This window comes from Flavobacterium sp. 83 (genome assembly GCF_000744835.1).
Classification (GTDB): Bacteria; Bacteroidota; Bacteroidia; order Flavobacteriales; family Flavobacteriaceae; genus Flavobacterium.
Genome location: NZ_JQMS01000001.1, coordinates 3622752 through 3641168 on the forward strand (window position 1 = coordinate 3622752; position 18417 = coordinate 3641168).

At 34.5% G+C, this 18417-nt stretch carries 18 protein-coding genes; 3 read left to right on the top strand and 15 right to left on the bottom strand.

Annotated elements, in window-relative coordinates; translation table 11 throughout:
• Positions 1-9: 9 nt before the first annotated feature.
• From T410_RS15650 to T410_RS15690, 9 genes are all read right to left on the bottom strand, one after another.
• Positions 10-1362: an NAD-dependent succinate-semialdehyde dehydrogenase gene (locus tag T410_RS15650; protein ID WP_035673551.1), complete on the bottom strand. Its 1353-nt coding sequence runs from the start codon at positions 1360-1362 to the stop codon at positions 10-12.
• An 82-nt stretch (positions 1363-1444) separates the two neighbouring features.
• Complete coding sequence (locus T410_RS15655; protein WP_051929463.1) at positions 1445-2095, bottom strand: GNAT family N-acetyltransferase; 651 nt, start codon at positions 2093-2095, stop codon at positions 1445-1447.
• Between the two features lie 112 nt (positions 2096-2207).
• Positions 2208-3629: an NAD-dependent succinate-semialdehyde dehydrogenase gene (locus tag T410_RS15660; protein ID WP_035673553.1), complete on the bottom strand. Its 1422-nt coding sequence runs from the start codon at positions 3627-3629 to the stop codon at positions 2208-2210.
• The gene (locus T410_RS15665) at positions 3626-4927 is read right to left on the bottom strand and encodes an aspartate aminotransferase family protein (RefSeq protein ID WP_035673556.1); all 1302 of its coding nucleotides are present in this window, start codon (positions 4925-4927) and stop codon (positions 3626-3628) included. Before T410_RS15665 ends, T410_RS15660 begins: the two co-directional genes overlap by 4 nt.
• On the bottom strand, positions 4920-5405 hold the full coding sequence (locus tag T410_RS15670; RefSeq protein ID WP_035673558.1) for an Lrp/AsnC family transcriptional regulator: 486 nt from the start codon (positions 5403-5405) through the stop codon (positions 4920-4922). The genes T410_RS15665 and T410_RS15670 overlap by 8 nt, the downstream gene beginning before the upstream one ends.
• Positions 5406-5460: 55 nt before the next feature.
• Positions 5461-7041 (bottom strand): amidohydrolase, encoded by a 1581-nt coding sequence (locus T410_RS15675; RefSeq protein ID WP_081897860.1) that lies wholly within the window; start codon positions 7039-7041, stop codon positions 5461-5463.
• Positions 7042-7113: 72 nt separating this feature from the next.
• A complete protein-coding gene (locus T410_RS15680; RefSeq protein ID WP_035673561.1) occupies positions 7114-8460 on the bottom strand; it encodes an aspartate aminotransferase family protein in 1347 nt (448 codons plus the stop codon).
• A gap of 67 nt (positions 8461-8527) precedes the next feature.
• Positions 8528-9175: a GNAT family N-acetyltransferase gene (locus T410_RS15685; protein ID WP_035673564.1), complete on the bottom strand. Its 648-nt coding sequence runs from the start codon at positions 9173-9175 to the stop codon at positions 8528-8530.
• 10 nt (positions 9176-9185) lie between these two features.
• The gene (locus T410_RS15690; RefSeq protein ID WP_035673566.1) at positions 9186-10712 is read right to left on the bottom strand and encodes a Na+/H+ antiporter NhaC family protein; all 1527 of its coding nucleotides are present in this window, start codon (positions 10710-10712) and stop codon (positions 9186-9188) included.
• Positions 10713-10914: 202 nt separating this feature from the next.
• Between T410_RS15690 and T410_RS15695 the strand changes: the two genes are divergently transcribed.
• From T410_RS15695 to T410_RS15705, 3 genes are all read left to right on the top strand, one after another.
• Positions 10915-12372, top strand: a complete 1458-nt coding sequence (locus tag T410_RS15695; protein WP_035673569.1) for a CoA-acylating methylmalonate-semialdehyde dehydrogenase — start codon at positions 10915-10917, stop codon at positions 12370-12372.
• 104 nt (positions 12373-12476) lie between these two features.
• Positions 12477-12926, top strand: a complete 450-nt coding sequence (locus T410_RS15700) for a GNAT family N-acetyltransferase (protein WP_051929465.1) — start codon at positions 12477-12479, stop codon at positions 12924-12926.
• Between the two features lie 23 nt (positions 12927-12949).
• The gene (locus tag T410_RS15705; protein WP_035673574.1) at positions 12950-14284 is read left to right on the top strand and encodes an aminotransferase class III-fold pyridoxal phosphate-dependent enzyme; all 1335 of its coding nucleotides are present in this window, start codon (positions 12950-12952) and stop codon (positions 14282-14284) included.
• A 66-nt stretch (positions 14285-14350) separates the two neighbouring features.
• On the opposite strand, the gene T410_RS15710 is transcribed toward T410_RS15705, so the two are convergent.
• The 6 genes from T410_RS15710 to T410_RS15735 form a co-directional block, all read right to left on the bottom strand.
• A complete protein-coding gene (locus T410_RS15710; protein WP_035673576.1) occupies positions 14351-14896 on the bottom strand; it encodes a YceI family protein in 546 nt (181 codons plus the stop codon).
• Positions 14897-14901: 5 nt separating this feature from the next.
• Entirely contained in the window at positions 14902-15243 is a 342-nt protein-coding gene (locus T410_RS15715; protein WP_035673578.1) for a hypothetical protein, read from the bottom strand.
• A gap of 18 nt (positions 15244-15261) precedes the next feature.
• Positions 15262-16125, bottom strand: coding sequence for a DUF5777 family beta-barrel protein (locus T410_RS15720; RefSeq protein WP_035673580.1), 864 nt, complete (start codon positions 16123-16125; stop codon positions 15262-15264).
• An 11-nt stretch (positions 16126-16136) separates the two neighbouring features.
• Positions 16137-16535 carry a hypothetical protein gene (locus tag T410_RS15725; protein ID WP_035673582.1) on the bottom strand — a complete coding sequence of 133 codons (399 nt, stop codon included), beginning with the start codon at positions 16533-16535 and terminating at the stop codon, positions 16137-16139.
• A gap of 82 nt (positions 16536-16617) precedes the next feature.
• Positions 16618-17037, bottom strand: a complete 420-nt coding sequence (locus T410_RS15730) for a ubiquinol-cytochrome c reductase iron-sulfur subunit (protein WP_035673584.1) — start codon at positions 17035-17037, stop codon at positions 16618-16620.
• Positions 17038-17451: 414 nt separating this feature from the next.
• A complete protein-coding gene (locus T410_RS15735) occupies positions 17452-18417 on the bottom strand; it encodes a glycoside hydrolase family 5 protein (RefSeq protein ID WP_035673588.1) in 966 nt (321 codons plus the stop codon).

The following is an 18417-nucleotide window of genomic DNA, read 5'->3' on the forward strand; positions in this document are numbered from 1 at the left end:
TATTTAAATTTACTCTATAATCAATGATTTCATATTCATGAATTCTTTTATTCCAATTTCAGACAACTCTCTACCGAATCCCGATTTTTTAATTCCTCCAAAAGGAATTCTAGAATCAGAACGTACTAATGAGTTTACAAAAACATTTCCAGCTTCAATTTTTCGTGCCAATCGGTAGGCTTTTTCACGATCTTCTGTCCAAATAGCCGATGCCAAACCGTATCTGTGGTTATTTGAAATAGCGATAGCGTCATTTTCATCTTTAGCTCTAATTATAGTTGCTAATGGACCAAAAGTTTCCTCCTGAAAAGCAATATTATTGGCATCCACAAAATCAATTAATGTTGGTTGGAAATTGCAATTTTCACGGTCTCCTCCTACCACTAATTTTGCTCCTTGCTGTAAAGATTTCTCTAACTGATGGCTTAATTTTTCGGCCAAATCCAATCGGGCTAATGGCCCCATATTGATTCCTTCCTGCAATGGATTTCCTTGATGCAAAGCATTTACTTTTTGGGCAAAAAGGGTTGCAAATTCATCGGCTACTTTTTCGGTTACGATAAACCGTTTGGCACAAATACAAGCCTGCCCTGCATTTAGCATTCTGGATTGTGTAGCAATAGTTGCAGCTTTTTCGATATCGGCATCATCCAAAACAATAAATGCATCTGAACCTCCCAATTCCATAACCGATTTTTTTATATGCTTTCCAGCCAATGAAGCAACAGAAGAACCTGCTAGTTCACTCCCAGTTAATGAAATACCACATACTATATCCGAAGCGATTACACTTTCTACAAGATCAATATCTATAGTTATTTGTTGGAAAACTCCTTCTGGAAAACCAGCTTCCAAAAATGCATTTTCGATAGCTTTAGCACAACCAATCACATTAGGGGCATGTTTTAAAAGCGTTACATTACCACCCATAATTGCTGGTGCCGCATAACGCAATACTTGCCAAAATGGATAATTCCACGGCATAATTGCAAAAACAGCGCCCATTGGGTCATATACAGACATACTTGTAAAAGGCGTATCGTACTTTTCGTCTTTCAGCATTTTCTCTGCATTATCTGCGTAGAAGTCGCAATTTCCTGCTGATTTTTCTACCTCACTAATTCCTTCGGGTAAAATTTTACCCATTTCATTAGTAATCAACAAACCTAACTCATCCTTTTTTGCTCTCAGAATGTTAGCTAGATTCTTCATTTTATCAGCTCTTTCCTGAAAAGACGTATTTCGCCAATTTTTAAAAGCTCTTTCTGACAGTTCCAATTTCTGATTCAATTGCGCAGTTGTCAACACTTCGTGTTCTGCAATAATTTCTCTTGAAAATGGATTTATTGATTTGAATATCATTTTGTTTTTTTATTTAAAGTTTAATGTTGCACGTTTAAAGTTCCTTGACAGAACTCCATTACGACTGAACACTGATTACTTTTTAATGACTTTCGCTTAATTTTGTATTTGGGTCCAAAGGCCAATACATCAAAACCGAACAATTTCCGCTTCGGGGATCATCTAAATAATCAAATAATGGCTCTACCAAAATGAATCCGCATTTAGTTTGAGCCGTAACTGTTGGGTCGATAATTTCACCCTTTATCAGCTTGTCACAATATTCAGCAATAGTCATTTGATCTTTTACTTTGTCATAACCAATAGGCATTCCCGCTGTCATTTGCCCTTTGCAACCTAACGCTTTAGCCACGTCCTGACGGGCATTGTAAATTTCTCTTCCAATACCTTTCCCTTGATAATCCGGATGAACAGAAACATCCAACCCATAAATCCAATCGGCTTTAGGATCGTGTGTTCCCAACCATAAATCATCTGAAATTTCCAAAAAAGTATGGTGTCCTTTGTGGTAATTTTGACGCAAAGTCGTACAAGAAGCTATTACCTTATCACCATCCAAAACAATAAATTGTCCCTCTGGAAAAATCTCCAAATGTCTTTTGTATTTTTCTTCCGTAATCAGTTCTTCAGCAGACAAAGTAGGGAAAACAATTTCTTGTAATTCCGCTTGCTGTTTTGCATGTTCCGGCAAAGGCGTTTGCAACGTGTATTTACCTAAAATTTCTTTTTTCATACTATCTATTAAATATTGTTGTCAATTGGTACACTTCTCTCGACTGCGCTCGAGATGACATAAATGAATTTACAATCTGCAATCATAAATCGTTACTCTTCAATCAAAAATCTTACGACATGTTACCGTAACTAATTAGCTTCAATTCCATGTATTCTTTTAATCCTTCTGAACCAGACTCGTGTCCTATTCCGCTACTTTTTATTCCAACAAAGGGCAATTCAGTACCGTGAGCAGCCCATTCATTGACTCCTACCATTCCAAATTCTAGATTTTCAGCATAGAAATTGGCTGTTTTAATGTGATTTGTAAATACATAAGAAGCCAAACCATATTCGGTGTCATTTGCCCATTCCAGAACCTCTTCTTTCGTTTCGAAAGGGATGACAATCATCAAGGGACCAAAAACTTCTGTCTTAATAAAATCGTGATTCTGTCTTGCTTCAATCAAAGCCGGATGAACAAAAAATCCTTTTTGAGCAGTTTCTCCTCCAATGTGAACAATTGCTCCTTCGCTTTTTGCTTTTTCAATCATTTCCAAAGAATGTTCCTGTTGTTTTTTATTAATTAATGGTCCAACAAAATCAATATCACCACCATTAACTCCTGTTTTCAATTGTGAAATATCTTCTTTTACAATCGAAACAAATTGGTCAAAAATAGAGGAATGAACATAAAAGCGTTGTGGAGCTACACAAACCTGACCGCAATTTCGCAATTTGGCAACCAATGATTGATGTGCAATTGCTTCAACATCAACGTCTTTTTCGATAATTACCGGAGCATTTCCCCCTAATTCAAGTGATAATTTAGTTGCTGTTTTTGAAGCCCCATCCATCAAGATTTTTCCAACTCTTGTACTTCCCGTAAAACTTATTTTTTTTAATAAAGGATTTTCAATCATTTCAGTTCCAGTAGCAACTGGCTCAGTATTAATCAAATTAAAAACTCCTTTTGGTATTCCGGCTTCGTGCAATGCTTTTGCCATATTGAAACTAGATAAAGGCGTAAATTCAGAACCTCTCATGACCACGCTACATCCGGCAGCCAAAGCAGCTGCAACGGCACGAGCAGGATTATAGGCAGGAAAATTCCAAGCGGTAATCACACCAACAACTCCTAATGGCTGATAAATAACCATAGAACGTTTATCGATTCTACTTGACGGAATAACGCGTCCGTAACTGCGTTTTCCTTCCTCTGCAAACCATTCGAAAAGGTTAGCAGAAACTTGCCATTCTCCTCTTGATTCCAGCATTGGTTTACCCGTTTCCAGCGAAGTTTCTTTGGCGAAAGCCTCCACATTTGCCCGCATATAATTAGCTGCTTTTTTTAGAAATTCAGCTCTAAAATAAGGTGTTGTGTTTTTCCATTCTTTGAATGCAGCATCAGCTGCTGTAATTGCCAAAGTACAGTCAGCAGTGTTTCCAAAAGGGACTTTATCAATTATTTCTTCGGTAGCTGGACTTTGTAAATCCCAAGTAACACCATCAATTGCGTCGCACCATTCTCCATTTATATATTGCTTTCTCATGACAGTATTTCTTTTATTGATTCTTCTAAAATTGATAAGCCTCTTTCTAAAATTTCATTTTCTATAAATAATGGACTTAAAATTCGGATGCAATTTCCATAGGTTCCAGAAGTGATTACAATCAATCCTTTCTCTAAACATTTATTGACAATCGCTTTTGTGGCATCACCATCAGGCATTCTAGTTTCTGGATTAAAAAATTCTATGGCCAGCATAGCTCCCAATCCACGGACATCAGTAATATTTTTAGGATATTTTTCCTGCAACTCATTGAATCTCTCTCTAACTATTTGACCCACTTTTTCACCAGCCGCATTGATGTTGTTTTTTTGCATGTAATTGATGCTTGCCAATGACGCCACACAACTCAATGGATTCCCTAAATAGGTCCCTCCTATAAGCCCTGGTTTCACAGCATCCATAATTTCCTGTTTTCCAATAACGGCTCCAATAGGCATTCCGCCACCCATAGATTTTGCCCAAGTTGACAAATCTGGGGTTACACCATAATGCTCGTAGGCTGCCCATTTTCCGGTACGACCAAAACCAGATTGTACCTCATCAAAAATTAAGAAAATGTTATTTTCAGTACAAAATTTACGTAAGTATTGAACATATTTTTTAGAAGCAACAGTAAAACCACCTTCCCCTTGCACTAATTCTAAAATAATCGCAGCAGTTTGACTCGCTGAAACGGTTGATGAAAAAGTTTTATGCAGCTTCATAATCATCAAATCATCGAATTCATCCGAAGTCATACGGGCGTTCATACTCGGTTTGTAATAGGGATATTCCAAACGGTACACTTCAGGTGCATAAGGACCGGCACCTTCTTTATATTTTACATTGGATGTCAAAGTCATTGCCATCATTGTACGACCGTGAAAAGAACCATCGTAACAAATAATACCTGATTTTCCCGTTACAGCACGAGCAATTTTAATGGCATTTTCTACTGATTCAGCACCAGACAACGTCAGCATTGCTTTAGTAGATTCACCATGAGGCAAAATCTCACACAATTTTTCCGTTAAATCTAAATATTGCTCATAAACCGAAACATTGAAGGAAGCATGAATAAATTTATCTGCTTGATTTTTGATAGCTTCAATAATTTCAGGTACACCGTGACCTGCGTTATTTACCCCAATTCCACCTGCAAAATCAATCAATTCTCTACCATCAGCATCAATAATAATGGCTCCTTTGGCAGATTGAATGCTGGATGGATTAAAAATTCCTAAAGCGTTTGGAACACTTTTTTTTCTTCTTTCGTATAATTTGTCTGTATTATTCATTTTGCTTACTTGATAATTTTGCTAATTCTAAATCGGGTTGTGAAAATTTATGAATTTTCATATACATATTTGTTTTCGTGTCAAAAACACCTTCCAATGCATGAATTTTATCTCCTAATAAGTCATTCAAATGCTCCATATCCCGACACATAATATTGGCTTCAATATCATAATCTCCAGAAACAGAAGCCAAAAAACTAATTTCAGGCAACTTTGTTAATTCCTCAAAAATGGTTTTCATGTATGATTTTGGTTTAACCGAAATCAAAACACTAGCATACGCATTAAAACCAATTTTATTAGGATCAACCCTTCCAATAATTTGTAAAGTCCCATCTTCAATTAAATTAATATAGCGGTGTCTAATAGTACTCACTGCTACGTTTATTTCCTTTGAAATTTCAGTAAACGACATTCGGCCATCTTTTTGAAGGAGTTTCAATATTTGGTAATCTAATTCATCATCTAATGCACTCATTTTTACTTTTTTTTGAACATTATCAGGATTAAAAACCTTGATAACATATAATTTTCTATTCTTTTTTATATTTTAATTCCCCATTTACCCAAGTTTCACTGGCTTCAACAGTAGAAACATCGTCTAATTTAAATGGATTTTTATTCAAAACAATAAAATCAGCATATTTCCATGTGGAAAGACTTCCTTTTATATTCTCTAAATTATCCGCAATCGCACTTCCTACAGTATAGGCGTGTAATGCTTGCTCAAAAGTTATTTTCTGACTTTCGCCAATGACAAACCCGTCAATCGCTTTTCTCGTAACTGCTGTTTCCATATTAACCCAAGGATTAATCTCTTTTACCACGGGACCATCAGTAGATAAAGCTAAATTTATTCCGTTATCCAAAACCGTTTTGCAAGGATAAACAACCTCTAATAATTCGTCTGGCAAAGTACTTTTGAAATTATTTGCCAATTCGTAAATGAATATGGGTTGCATTGCTGCAGTCATATTCATGTGCTTAAAATCTTTTATATTTTCATTGGATAAAAATCCAACATGCTCAATTCTATGTTTTAATTTACTGTTGATTTCGAATAAATCGCGATATACTTTCAAAGTCAAATCGACTGCCTGATGTCCAATTGCATGTGTAGCAACCGAAAATCCTTTTGTAACGGCTTCTTTTGCTGTTTGAAAAAACTTCTCATAATCTAATCTCAAAACCCCCTTATAACCGTCTGTGTTTTTATAAGGAACATTCAAAGCTGCTGTAGCCGAACTCAAACCGCCGTCAGAGAAAAACTTTACCGTTTTTATTTGTAAAAATTCCGATTCATATAATTCCGGTAAAACCTGAATTTCGTCACTCCCATCAGGAATTCGAAGCGGAAAAACATTCATTCTCACTTTCAATAATCCTTCTTTGTCCAATCTAATATAAGCCGCCAATAATTCTTCATTTGCAGCCGGATCCGTCGCGCTAGTAATTCCCAAACTCAACAGATACTTATGCGCTTCCAGAATCATATTTTTATATTCTTCGAAAGTAAATGGTGGAATATTATTCATGATTAATCCTAAAGCTCTTTCGGTAAAAATACCTTGCAGACTTCCATCTTGGTTTTTGCGAATCTCTCCTCCAAAAGGAACTTCAGTAGCTTCATCAACTTCTGAAATTGCTATGGCTTTTGAATTGGCAATTCCAATATGAGCACAAGTTCTAATTACAAAAACCGGTCTGTCAGAAATAATTTCGTCCAAATCTTCTTTGGTTGGCAATCGTTTTTCTTCGAGTACCATTTCATTAATTCCACGAGCCATAATCCATTCGGAATTAGGGTTTTTCTCGGCAAATTCTTTTAATAATCTTTTGAATTCCACTATCGATTTCACACCCCGAACATCCAACATATAGGTACGAAGATGTCCAATTTTCCATACATGAATGTGCGCATCATTCAAACCTGGAACAACCGCTTTTCCATTAAAATTAAATTCATTGGAAAAAGAACCAAATTGATTTCGCAATTCAGTTTCAGCTCCAATAGCTTCAATTTTTCCCAAATGATTAATTACCATGGAATCCGCTTTTGCACAAGCAGAATCCATAGTAATAATATTAGCATTATATATCAGTTTAAATGTCATAAGTCTACTATCATAAAATCTCAATGTTGAAATAAGTCTCTATGACTTTCAACTTTAAGACTTTCGTCAAATTTATTTTCTTTCGTTCAACACTTCTTCGATTGCATTTTCAATTACATCCAATCCTTCATGCAATTGTTCGTCAGTGATAACAATTGGAGGTAAAAAACGAATACAATTGGTGTACAATCCTGCTCTTATTAGTATCAATCCATTAGCAACTGATTTTTTGATTACTGCCATAGCAAAATCCATATCAGGTTCTTTGGTTTTTTTATCTTTTACAAATTCAACTACCAGCATTGCCCCAATTCCACGAACATCACCAATACAAGAAAATTTATCTGCCATTGTATTCAATCTTGTTCTGATGGCATCTCCCACATGAACTGATTTTGCTAAAAATTCTGGAGTATTAATTTGTTTAACGGTTTCAAGTGCAGCCACTACAGCAATTGGACTTCCGGAATACGTTCCTCCAACACCTCCTAAATGTGGTGCATCCATGATATCAGCTCTACCTGTTACCGCGCTAATAGGCAATCCTGAACCTATCGATTTTGCCATCGTTACCATATCCGGAATCACTCCACTGTGCTCGATAGAAAGGAATTTCCCCGTTCTTCCTGCTCCGGCCTGAACCTCATCAGCAATAAAAACGATACCGTGTTCATCACAAACTTTTCTAATTTTTTCCAAGAAACGCTTTGGTACAGGAATGAAACCACCTTCACCTTGAACTGGTTCGATAATAATCGCTGCAACCGATGAAGGGTCAACATGCGAAATTAAATTCTGATCGAAACGTTCGATACAAAAATCAATATATTCTTCTTCCGTGAAATTATCTGGTTTGCGATATACATTTGGAGAATGAAAACGGTAAATATCCTGAGCGTAACTACCAAATCCTTTTTTGAACAAAGCATATTTACTGGTTAAACTTAAAGTTAGTAAAGTTCTACCGTGATAAGCCCCTTCAAAACAAATAACAGCAGGACGTTTTGTATAATATCGTGCAATTTGCACTGCATTTTCTACCGCCTCAGATCCTGAACAAGCCAACAAAGTTTTCTTAGGAAAATCTCCCGGAGTAATTTTGTTAAGTAATTCTGCAAATTCTAAATAAGGTTCAAAAGTTGTTACTAATGCACCGGTATGCAGGTATTTATCCATTTGGTCTTTTATAGCATCAACAACTACTTGAGGTCTGTGACCCAAATTTACCATCCCTATTCCTCCGGCAAAATCAATCAATTGGTTTCCATCTACATCCCATACTAGAGCACCTTCAGCCTTTTCAACAACCACTTCGGTAGATTTTCCTAAACCAGCAGGTAAAGCAGCTGCTCTTCTAGCTAACATTTCTTTGCTTTTTGGTCCAGGAATTTCTGATACTTTTTTAATTTGAGTTCCCATTTTTTTTATTTTATTTTTTTTATTTTTTATTTCAACTTTATTCCCCCACTTTTTTCAAAAAGAAAAATTATAAACTATAATTTTCATCAACCGGATAGTACATTAAAATACTTGCATATCCTGCTTCTGGATCATTGATATAATTATATAAAGGCCTAATCCATTTAAAACCGGCATTTCTTTGCGGTGTAATGGTTGGGTCAGTAAATTCTTTTTTCTCCAATGCTTCACAATATTCTGCAATGGTCATTTTGTCTTTTACTTTCCCGTAACCAATGGTCATTCCCGCAATAATCTGCCCTTTGATTCCAAGGTTTTTACACACTTCATGCCGCGCTTTATACAGTTCTTTAGAAAGGCCTAAACCTCTGTATTCCGGCAACACACCCATATCAATGCCATACATCCAATCTCCATCCGGTATTTGAACATTAGTAAGCCACAAATTATCTGTTTCTTCCAAAAAAGTACTGTCATGTTCTGGGAAATCACATCGAAAAGTACTTGCTGACGCTACAATTACCCCTTCTTTTTCCACTACAATTTGACCTTTTGGAAATATTTTTATATGATTAGCAAAATGATTTCTATTCAATATTTCTGATTCGTGCAAAGTTGGATAACATTGTGATTGTACATACTCCATCTGAATGACATCATCTAATGTAGCATTCCGAATTATAAATTGATTTTCAAAAATACTTTTGCATATCATAATTTTACTTTTAAATTACATATCCGGCTATTAAATATAAGATTGATGACACTCCAAATATTACTAACTGATATGGAAATTGTGAAATACCATGTTTCATCATATCTATTTTACAAGATTGCGCTGTAAGCACTCTATTATCAGAGAAGAAACAAGCTGCCGCGCCCCAAACAGTTCCAGATGCCAGCGCCCCTTGTGTCAACCAAAAATCTGCTCCAAGTGAACGAGATAAAATAGCAGTAGTTGGCACCAAAATCGCATATATCCCCCAGTTTGAACCAGTTGCCCAACAAATCCATGCTACTAATGCAAAAACAACAAAAGGAAGTGTCGCACTATTTAACCAGCTAATTCCTTGCAATTTCGCTGCTACAAATTCATTAAAACCCAATCCGTTTTGAACATCTTTTAATAAATAAGTCATTCCTAAAACTACCAACACAAAAGTGATTGATTCCATCCCTTTTACGAAGTTGTTTGATATTTTATTGAATTTAATCACTCCCAATAATAAGTAAAACAAGTAAGTAAATACACAAGCTGTTGCTATCCCACGAAGGGCATCAATACTACTGAAAATTGATTCAGAAGAAAAAGTTACACTACCCCAATATTCCGCATCATATGGATAAGGAAAAATGGTACACCAAATTAAAATAACTAAAGGCAAAATAAAATATACCAATTTGCCTTCTTTCGCTGGTTTTTTCTTAACTTTTACTACATCAGCATCAATTACTTTCACACTTGCTTCAGCTTCTTTTATTGCTTTCGAATCCGGAATTAATTGAAAAACAACCAACGCTCCAAGAATTAAAGAAATCCAAGCCGAAAAATTATAAGGAATTGTACCTAAAAAAGCCTCAATAGGACTTGTTATCACTTTTCCTGCACTGTTTAATACACCACCTTCAATAGATGCTATTTGAGTTCCATAAAAAATAGTCCATGTCGAAATAGGAAATATTATAGTCAACGGCACACAAACAAAACTCAAAACCAATGCTAATTTCTCTCTTGAAACACCAAATTTATCTGTAATGGGTCTCATCGTATTACCAATAGACAGCGCACTTAAATAGTCATCCAAAAAAAAGAAAAAACTTAAAAAATAAGTCATAATTAAAGACTGTTTTTTGTTTTTAACGTGATTCTCAGAATATTTCCCCACAGCATTTATTCCGCCTGAAGCAACTAATAATTGCACAAATGCACCATATAATATGCAAACTAAAATTACCCAAATTAATCCTTGATCGTGAGCATCTCTGGAAATGGATGAAAACATACCATCAAACATATTAAGTGGAAAAATCATTCCTTGACCTTCAGGAAAAAATTCTTTGGAACCACCTTGCATTGCTAATAAAACAAATCCTACTGCACAACCTATAATTAAAGGTTCTAATGCTTTTCTTGTCATAATAGCTATTCCTAATACAGTAAATGCAGGAACTAAAGCATGCCAATTGATAAAATAACAAAGTCCTGCCAGAAATAATAAGGCGATTCCAATAATAGTTGAGATTGATTTCATTGATTTTGTTTTTGGTTAATAGAATAATTTAAACTGGTTAGTTTTAAACTTTTTTGCTTAAACTAATTTTATTTCGTTTTGTAAATAAATTAATCATGAAGCAATTATTTTGTAAATCTAACAATATTTTTGATTTAAGCAAAAAATATTATTGTATTTTTATTAAAAAGTGTATATTTGAAAAACTTAAAAAAGTATAGTTATGGTATTTAATGAAGTAAAAAACTTTATAAATGGGGAGTTTAAACCCGGAAGCTCCAGCAAAATTCATACTGTTATATCCCCTTTAGACGGTAATGAATTAACTACTTTCAATGAATCCACTATGGAAGATTTGAATGAAATTATCAGTTTTGCTCAAAAAGCACAAAAAGCCTGGCAAAAAGTTACCTTAAAAGAACGTGTGCAAGTTTTCTATAAATACAAACAATTACTAGAACAAAACAGTAGTGAACTAACCGAAATTATTTATCGTGAAAATGGAAAAATTCATGGGGAAGCTAAAGCTGAAATTGACAAAGCAATTGAACTGACAGAATTTGCCTGTTCACTTCCACAATTTGTAAATGGTGAGAATATGGAAGTCAGTAAAGGAGTTTATTGTTCTTCTACCAAATTGCCATTAGGGATTGTGGCTTCGATTGTTCCTTTTAATTTCCCAACTATGGTTCCACATTGGACTATTGTAAATGCTATTGCATTAGGGAACGCTTTTATTTTGAAACCATCCGAAGCAGTGCCAATCAGCAGCCAATACACTGCAAAACTATTGAAAGAAGCTGGTCTTCCAGATGGTTTATTCAATATAATCAATGGCACACAATCTACAGTTGAAAATCTTTGCGACCATCCCGATATTAAAGCCATCACCTTTGTAGGTTCGACAAAAGTGGCAAAAATAGTATATCAAAGAGCCAGTCATAATTTGAAACAAGTTTTAGCTCTAGGCGGAGCAAAAAATCATATCATTTTGCTTCCAGATGCACATCCTGACATGGCTTCTTCTAATATTGTAGCTTCGATGAGTGGTTGCGCGGGACAACGATGTATGGCAGCGGCTACTTTAATAGCTGTTGGAAATTGCGATGGTATTTTAGACAAATTAATTGATGATGCCAATAAAATTCAATGTGGCACAACATTGGGCGCTGTAATTTCAAAAGCAGCCAAAGAAAGAATTGAGTCTTATATTACTGAAGCCGAAGAACAGGGTGCCAAAATCATTTTGGATGGTCGAAACGTTATTGTTCCCGGAAAAGAAAATGGTTTTTATGTTGGACCAACTATTATAGATTACGCGACTGCCGATATGAAAGTTGCCAAAGAAGAAATCTTTGGACCAGTGCTAACCATTGTTCGCGTTAATACGATTGACGAAGCTTTAGCAATTGAAAACGCCAACCCTTATGGAAATGCGTGTTCCGTGTTTACACAAAGCGGTGGTCTGGCCAATTATGTAACTGAAAATGCTTCGGCTGGAATGTGTGGAGTAAATATTGGTGTTCCTGTTCCCCGAGAACCTTTTGGTTTTGGTGGCTGGAATGAATCAAGATTTGGTTCAGGAGATATTACCGGGAAAAGTTCCGTTGGTTTTTTTACCAAAGAAAAGAAGACAACTACCAAATGGAACCCTGAAGCAGGCACAAACTGGATGAGTTAAATCTTCCTATTTAGAAACTTTTTGAACTAACCAATAGAGAGTAATGCAAAAATTAAACAATAATTTGTATTTTTAATATTCAAACTAACTAAAAATAACCAATTATGATACGAAAAGCTACTCTAAAAGATTTAGATCAATTGACACCTTTGTTTGACCAGTATTTGGTTTTCTATAAAAAGAAATCTGATTATGAAAAACACAAAGCATATTTAAAAGAACGATTAGAGAATAATGAAGCTATTATTTTTTTAGCTTTTGATAAAAATAACAAAGAAAAAGCCATAGGATTTACGTTAATTTATGTTACATTTTCTTCTTTGGCATTGAATAAAATACTGATTTTAAATGATTTATTTGTCGATTCTACTATTCGAAAACAAGGAATTGGAGAACAATTAATTTTAGAAACTGTTGCTTTGGCAAAAGAATTAGGCTCCGATTTAATTCGATTGAGAACAGCAAAAAATAATATCACAGCACAAGGACTCTATCACAAAATGGGATTCAAAAGAGACGAATATCTATACAGCTATGACCTTGTTGTAAAATAAACTAAAACTATATAAATAAGAGCATGTTGACTAAAGACCAAATAATAAGTGATAGTAAACAATACAGCTTGTTTACTTGGGTTGCCCAAAAAAATGTAAATCCAATTCCGATAGAAAGAGCTGAAGGTGTTTATTTATATGAAACAGGCGGTAAAAAAATTATCGATTTCTCCAGCGGATTAATGTCGGTGAATATAGGTCATGGCGACCAGCGAGTTACGGATGCTGTTGTCGAACAAATGCAAAAAGTGAGTTATGTAACGCCTTCTTGTACCACCGAAATCCGAGCCCTATTGGCTAAAAAATTAGCGTCCATTTGTCCAGGAGATTTAAACAAAGCTTTTTTTACACTTTGTGGTGCTTCATCTATTGAAAATGCCATAAAACTAGCCCGTTTATATACTGGAAAACATAAAATATTTGGTAGATACAGAGGCTTTCACGGAAATTCATCCGCAAGTATGACTGTTGGAGGTGATCCCAGAAAACAATATACGGATGCGCAACAATCTACTAATATCTTTCATCTTGACGATCCTTATGATTTTTATGGCTTAAGTGATCAGGATGAAGAAACGAGATTAAAATGGAGCTTGGATTCTGCAGAAAGAATCATCCGTTATGAAGGTGGTCATACCATTGCTGCCTTTATTTTTGAAGGAGAAAGTGGATCTTCGGGTTGTCTTCATTATCCAAAAGGATATTTAAAAGGTATTAAAGCCTTATGCGAAAAATACGAAATTCTATTTATTGCTGACGAAGTAATGAGTGGTTTTGGCAGAACCGGAAAATGGTTTGGGTTTGAACATAGTGATATTGTGCCCGATATGATTTGTATGGCAAAAGGGTTGACTTCCTCTTACCTTCCGTTAGGTTGTTTAATGGTTTCGGATAAAATTGCTGCAAAATTCGATGATTCACCTTTATGGTTGGGATTGACTTATAATTCACATCCGGTTTCTTTGGCGGCTTCACTGGCAGTAGTCAACATTTACGAAAGCGACAACTTGATAGGAAATACAATAAAAATGGGGGCTTACATGGAGAAACGCATCAACGAAATGCGTGAAAAACATCCTTCAATAGGTGATTTTAGAAACAAAGGATTATTGGGCTGCTTAGATGTTGTAAAAAGTAAAGAGCCTTACCAATTGATGGCTCCTTTCAATGCTAATGCTGCCGAAATGGAAGTGATGAATAAAGTGGGCGCCAAATTAAGAGAATTAGGATTGTATACCTTTGTACGTTGGGGTTATATTTTTATTGCACCACCTTTAATGATAAATGAAGAACAAATTGACGAAGGTTTAGCTATTATTTCTCAAGCACTAAGTATCGCTGATGAATATGTAGTTTAGCTCATCTATTTTAAGACATAAAAAAACTCCAAACTTGCGTTTGGAGTTTTTTTTCATATATTACCTCTATTTCGGTTGGAGTATAAAATTAATTACAATTTTAACGTTTTCAGCAATTTTATTTTTTACCAGACTAGGAATTTCAATATTGTAATCCTGTGGTTTAACTAAAAAATTACTTGTAGCATTAACTTTATCTGCAGTTCCAACTAAAGTAATTTTAGTTTTAATTTTCTTAGTAACACCGTGCAAAGTTAAATCTCCTTCTAAATCATATACAGTTTTTGCTGAAGACAATTTTGAAGCATCAAAATTTAAAATTTTCCCTTTAAAGGTTGACTTAGGAAATTTAGAGGATTCAATATAATTTTCATTAAAATGCTCTTCCATCAAAGGAGCTTTGAACTTAAATGCTTTCACCAAAGCCAATGCCACAAAATCTCCTGTAGATTCATCAAGAATACACGATACAGTATTATTTTTGGCGGCTATTTCTTCAAAAGCAGGCATTGAAGCTTCAAATTTTATTTCTCCTGTACGCGTCATTACTTTTTGAGAAAACATCACATTTCCTACAAAAACCAACAATCCTAAAAATGCTATTTTTTTCATAATTTTTATTGATTTATAAAACCGTTAGCGGTCCATAACTTAATCATATCTATTGTTCCTTGTGGCATTTTACCCCCTGTAGGCATTATAGATCCGCATGTACCATCTATTTTACATATAACCTTTCCGCTTACAATAGCCGTTTTTAACTGGTCATATGTCCCTAAATTAGGAAATTGCCCGCCTGAATTATGGCAACCCGTACAATTTGCTGTAATCACAGGTTTTACATTTGTAACATAGGTTGGATTAGTAACCGGAACTGAAATCTGATCATAGGTATTCGACTCGCATGAAACAACAAATACAGTACCAATAATCATTAAAAATATTTTTATCTTTTTCATATTTTATTTTTTTAATCTTTAAAAAACTCGGTACATATTAAATCCAAAATAAATACTTCCACCGTTCCAATTTCCCGATGTATTAGAAAATACAGCAACATCATTCATAGGCTGGCTATTGGAGAAAACCAGTTGAAAAACGTGACCTCCAGTTTCAATATCAAGACCTACTGAAAGTGGATTATGATAAGGGGACACAAAGTTTTCCGGCATATTTACTCGTGCTGCATATTCAAGATTCACACTCAATCTTTTGGCAATTTTATATCTTGCACCAACACCTGCCAGCAAAAGATCTTTTTGTTCTAATCCTCCTTCATATAAGTTTTTATGAACATAAATTGGCGCCATTTCTAATGAAAACTTATCAGAAAACTTTCTGGAAACTAGTATTTGAGTTGTAAAAGCCAATCGATTATTAAATTTTAAATAAGGATATTGAGCCGTTTTCAAAGCACTATTAACATCCATCGTATTGTAGCCAACAATAGTTACAGGAAAACCATTTATTTGTTGATTTGCCAATTTATATTTTGCCGTTAACTCATAGGTTTTATTGTATGTTTGTCTTGAAAAACCTAATGACAACCAATCTGTGGCACCATAGATTCCACCAATTTTTGTATAGGCATTATCCAATCCAAAAAAATTATCCAGCCCTTTAGTCAAATCTCCAAAACGGTGCGAAACAACCATATACCATTCTCCTTTTGTAGGTAATTTTGTCGATTGCATGTTGACTATTTGTAACCCTTTGAAAGCTGACGTTTCAATTTGCTTTTCTTTTGAATTAACAGTGTCTAACTGATTTAATAAATCATCTTGAGCAAAGACCTGTCCAACCATAAAAAACATAAACACAAAACCTAAAAAGTTTTTCATTCTTATTTAATTTAATTATTAATTATTACAAAACATTGATCCAGTTTTAATTCTCCCATTAGATCATCATAGCCAACAAATCTGCCTTTTACGGTTACTGTTTGACCTTTTTTGAGTGAAGAATCGAGTTTTTTTAAGTTACAAACAATAGTATTGTCAATTATAACCTCCATTGCTTTCACACTAGTAATTGTTCCTGTAATTGCTACTGCTTTTTCTAAGTATTTTTTATTTGACACTTCAATATCGTTTGTAAATTCAGCTGTAATATTTGCAGCTGTAACGGTAAAATCTGTCTTTTCTGTAGTTAAATTTCTTTCCCCTCCGTGCATCACATAATTATAACCAAATATTCCAACGGCAACAATTACAATCAGAGAAACAAAAATTATTTTTACTTTTTTACTCATTCTTTTATTTAAATGATTGTTAATTCCTTAATTATTTTATTCGAAAGCTAAAAAATTTCGATTGTCGATAACCCTGAAGTGATTAAGCATAAATTCTTAGCGTGCTTCCACTTAATGCAGTTTTATACTGAGTCAAACTGCGGGTTGCCGGACCTAAAGTTACAGCTCCTGTACTACTAAATTGTGCACCATGATTAGGGCAAACAAATTTATTTCCTGATGAATTATAATTTACGCTTGTTCCCTCATGCGTGCATGCCGCTGAAACCGCAATAAAATCTCCTGCTAATGTTTTGGCGATGACAATTCCTTGTGAAACCATAAATCCACCATTGGTAGCCAAAGTTCCTGAACTCACATCCACAGTGAAATCTACACCAGACGGCGGTGCTGAAGATGTTCCATCACTGGAACAACTTGTTGCTAATCCGGCTACACAAGCTGGTAATAAAACGGCAGCTGCTCCAAATCCTACTCTTGCAAAAAACTCTTTCCTATTCATAATTTAATTTTTATAATTTAATACTATTACTTAATTTTTATAATTAAAACTCAATTTCTCTAATAACATTTCAAATCACCATCTATAAGTAAAATCATGTTATTTTAAAATCAATATAATTTCACCAAATCTAATCAAACCGTTTGCTTTTGAATTTTATTTTAGCTTAAAAATCGCTTAAAAATAGAATGAAAATTATACCGATTTTTAGCACATAAACAAAACAACCTTATAGAAAAAAACCCTACCTATATTATTAAATAAATGACTTAAAAATTTTATTTTTTAATAAAAAAATTAAAACAAAACACCTAATTTACTTATTTTAAGGCTATAACATTAAAACAATAAACAATTAAAATTTCACAGAAATAGTAAAAAAAACTCCAAACTTGCGTTCAGAGTTTTATTGAATTATTTTTTGATAGCGTATTTTCGCAAAAGTTCCCGAACCTTTATTCCTGATTCTTTAAGATCATCCTCTTTCCAATTACCTTCAGAATTAGCTGATTTTTTTAGAATAGAACAACTTTCCTCTTTATCAGAAACAGACCAAGTAATCCAACTCAATTTCCTGGCTTCCATCCAATCAATATATTCTTGCCAAGATACATAATTCAAAGGCCCGTCACCAGTAGCTTCCATTCCCGCAGATTCAGAGACAAAGACCGGCAATCCGCTTTTTATAGCTTCATCAGTTCTGTCACGCAACCATTTTCCATGTGTTCCTGCATAAAAATGCATCGTGTACATTAGATTATCATAGCCCTTTATAGGATTTGCAGCAGGAAGATGAATATCCTGATCCCAATGCGGACAACCCACAAGAATAATATTATCGGGGTCATTCTCCCTGATTACTTTGATCACTTCTTCGGAATAGCTTTTTACTTCCTCCCAAGTTTCATAATCAGGTTCATTGTAAACTTCATATATCACATTGGGGTATTTACCGTATTTCTTTGATATTTCTGCAAAAAACTCCTTCGATTCCTTGAGATTAATGTTATGACTGTGCCAATCTATAATCACATAAATCCCAGATTTGATAGCGCCATTTATAACTGCTTCTATTTTTTCTTTTGAAAAAACAGGTTCTTTTATATAAGGTCTGTCTCCTATTTCAATACCCATTGCAGCTCGGACTACATTGCATTTGAAATCTTTTTTCAACCAATTTACGGCTCGTTCATTATAGAATCTAGGCCAGAAACTATGCCAGCCAAAACTCAGACCGCGAAGCACGACAGCTTCTCCATTTTTATCTACTAATTGTACTCCCACAACTTGCAATTGTCCATGATGCTTTACAAATTGAGCATTGGAAAAATAGCAACAAAACAAAAACAATAATATTATATTTTTTGACTTTACATTCAT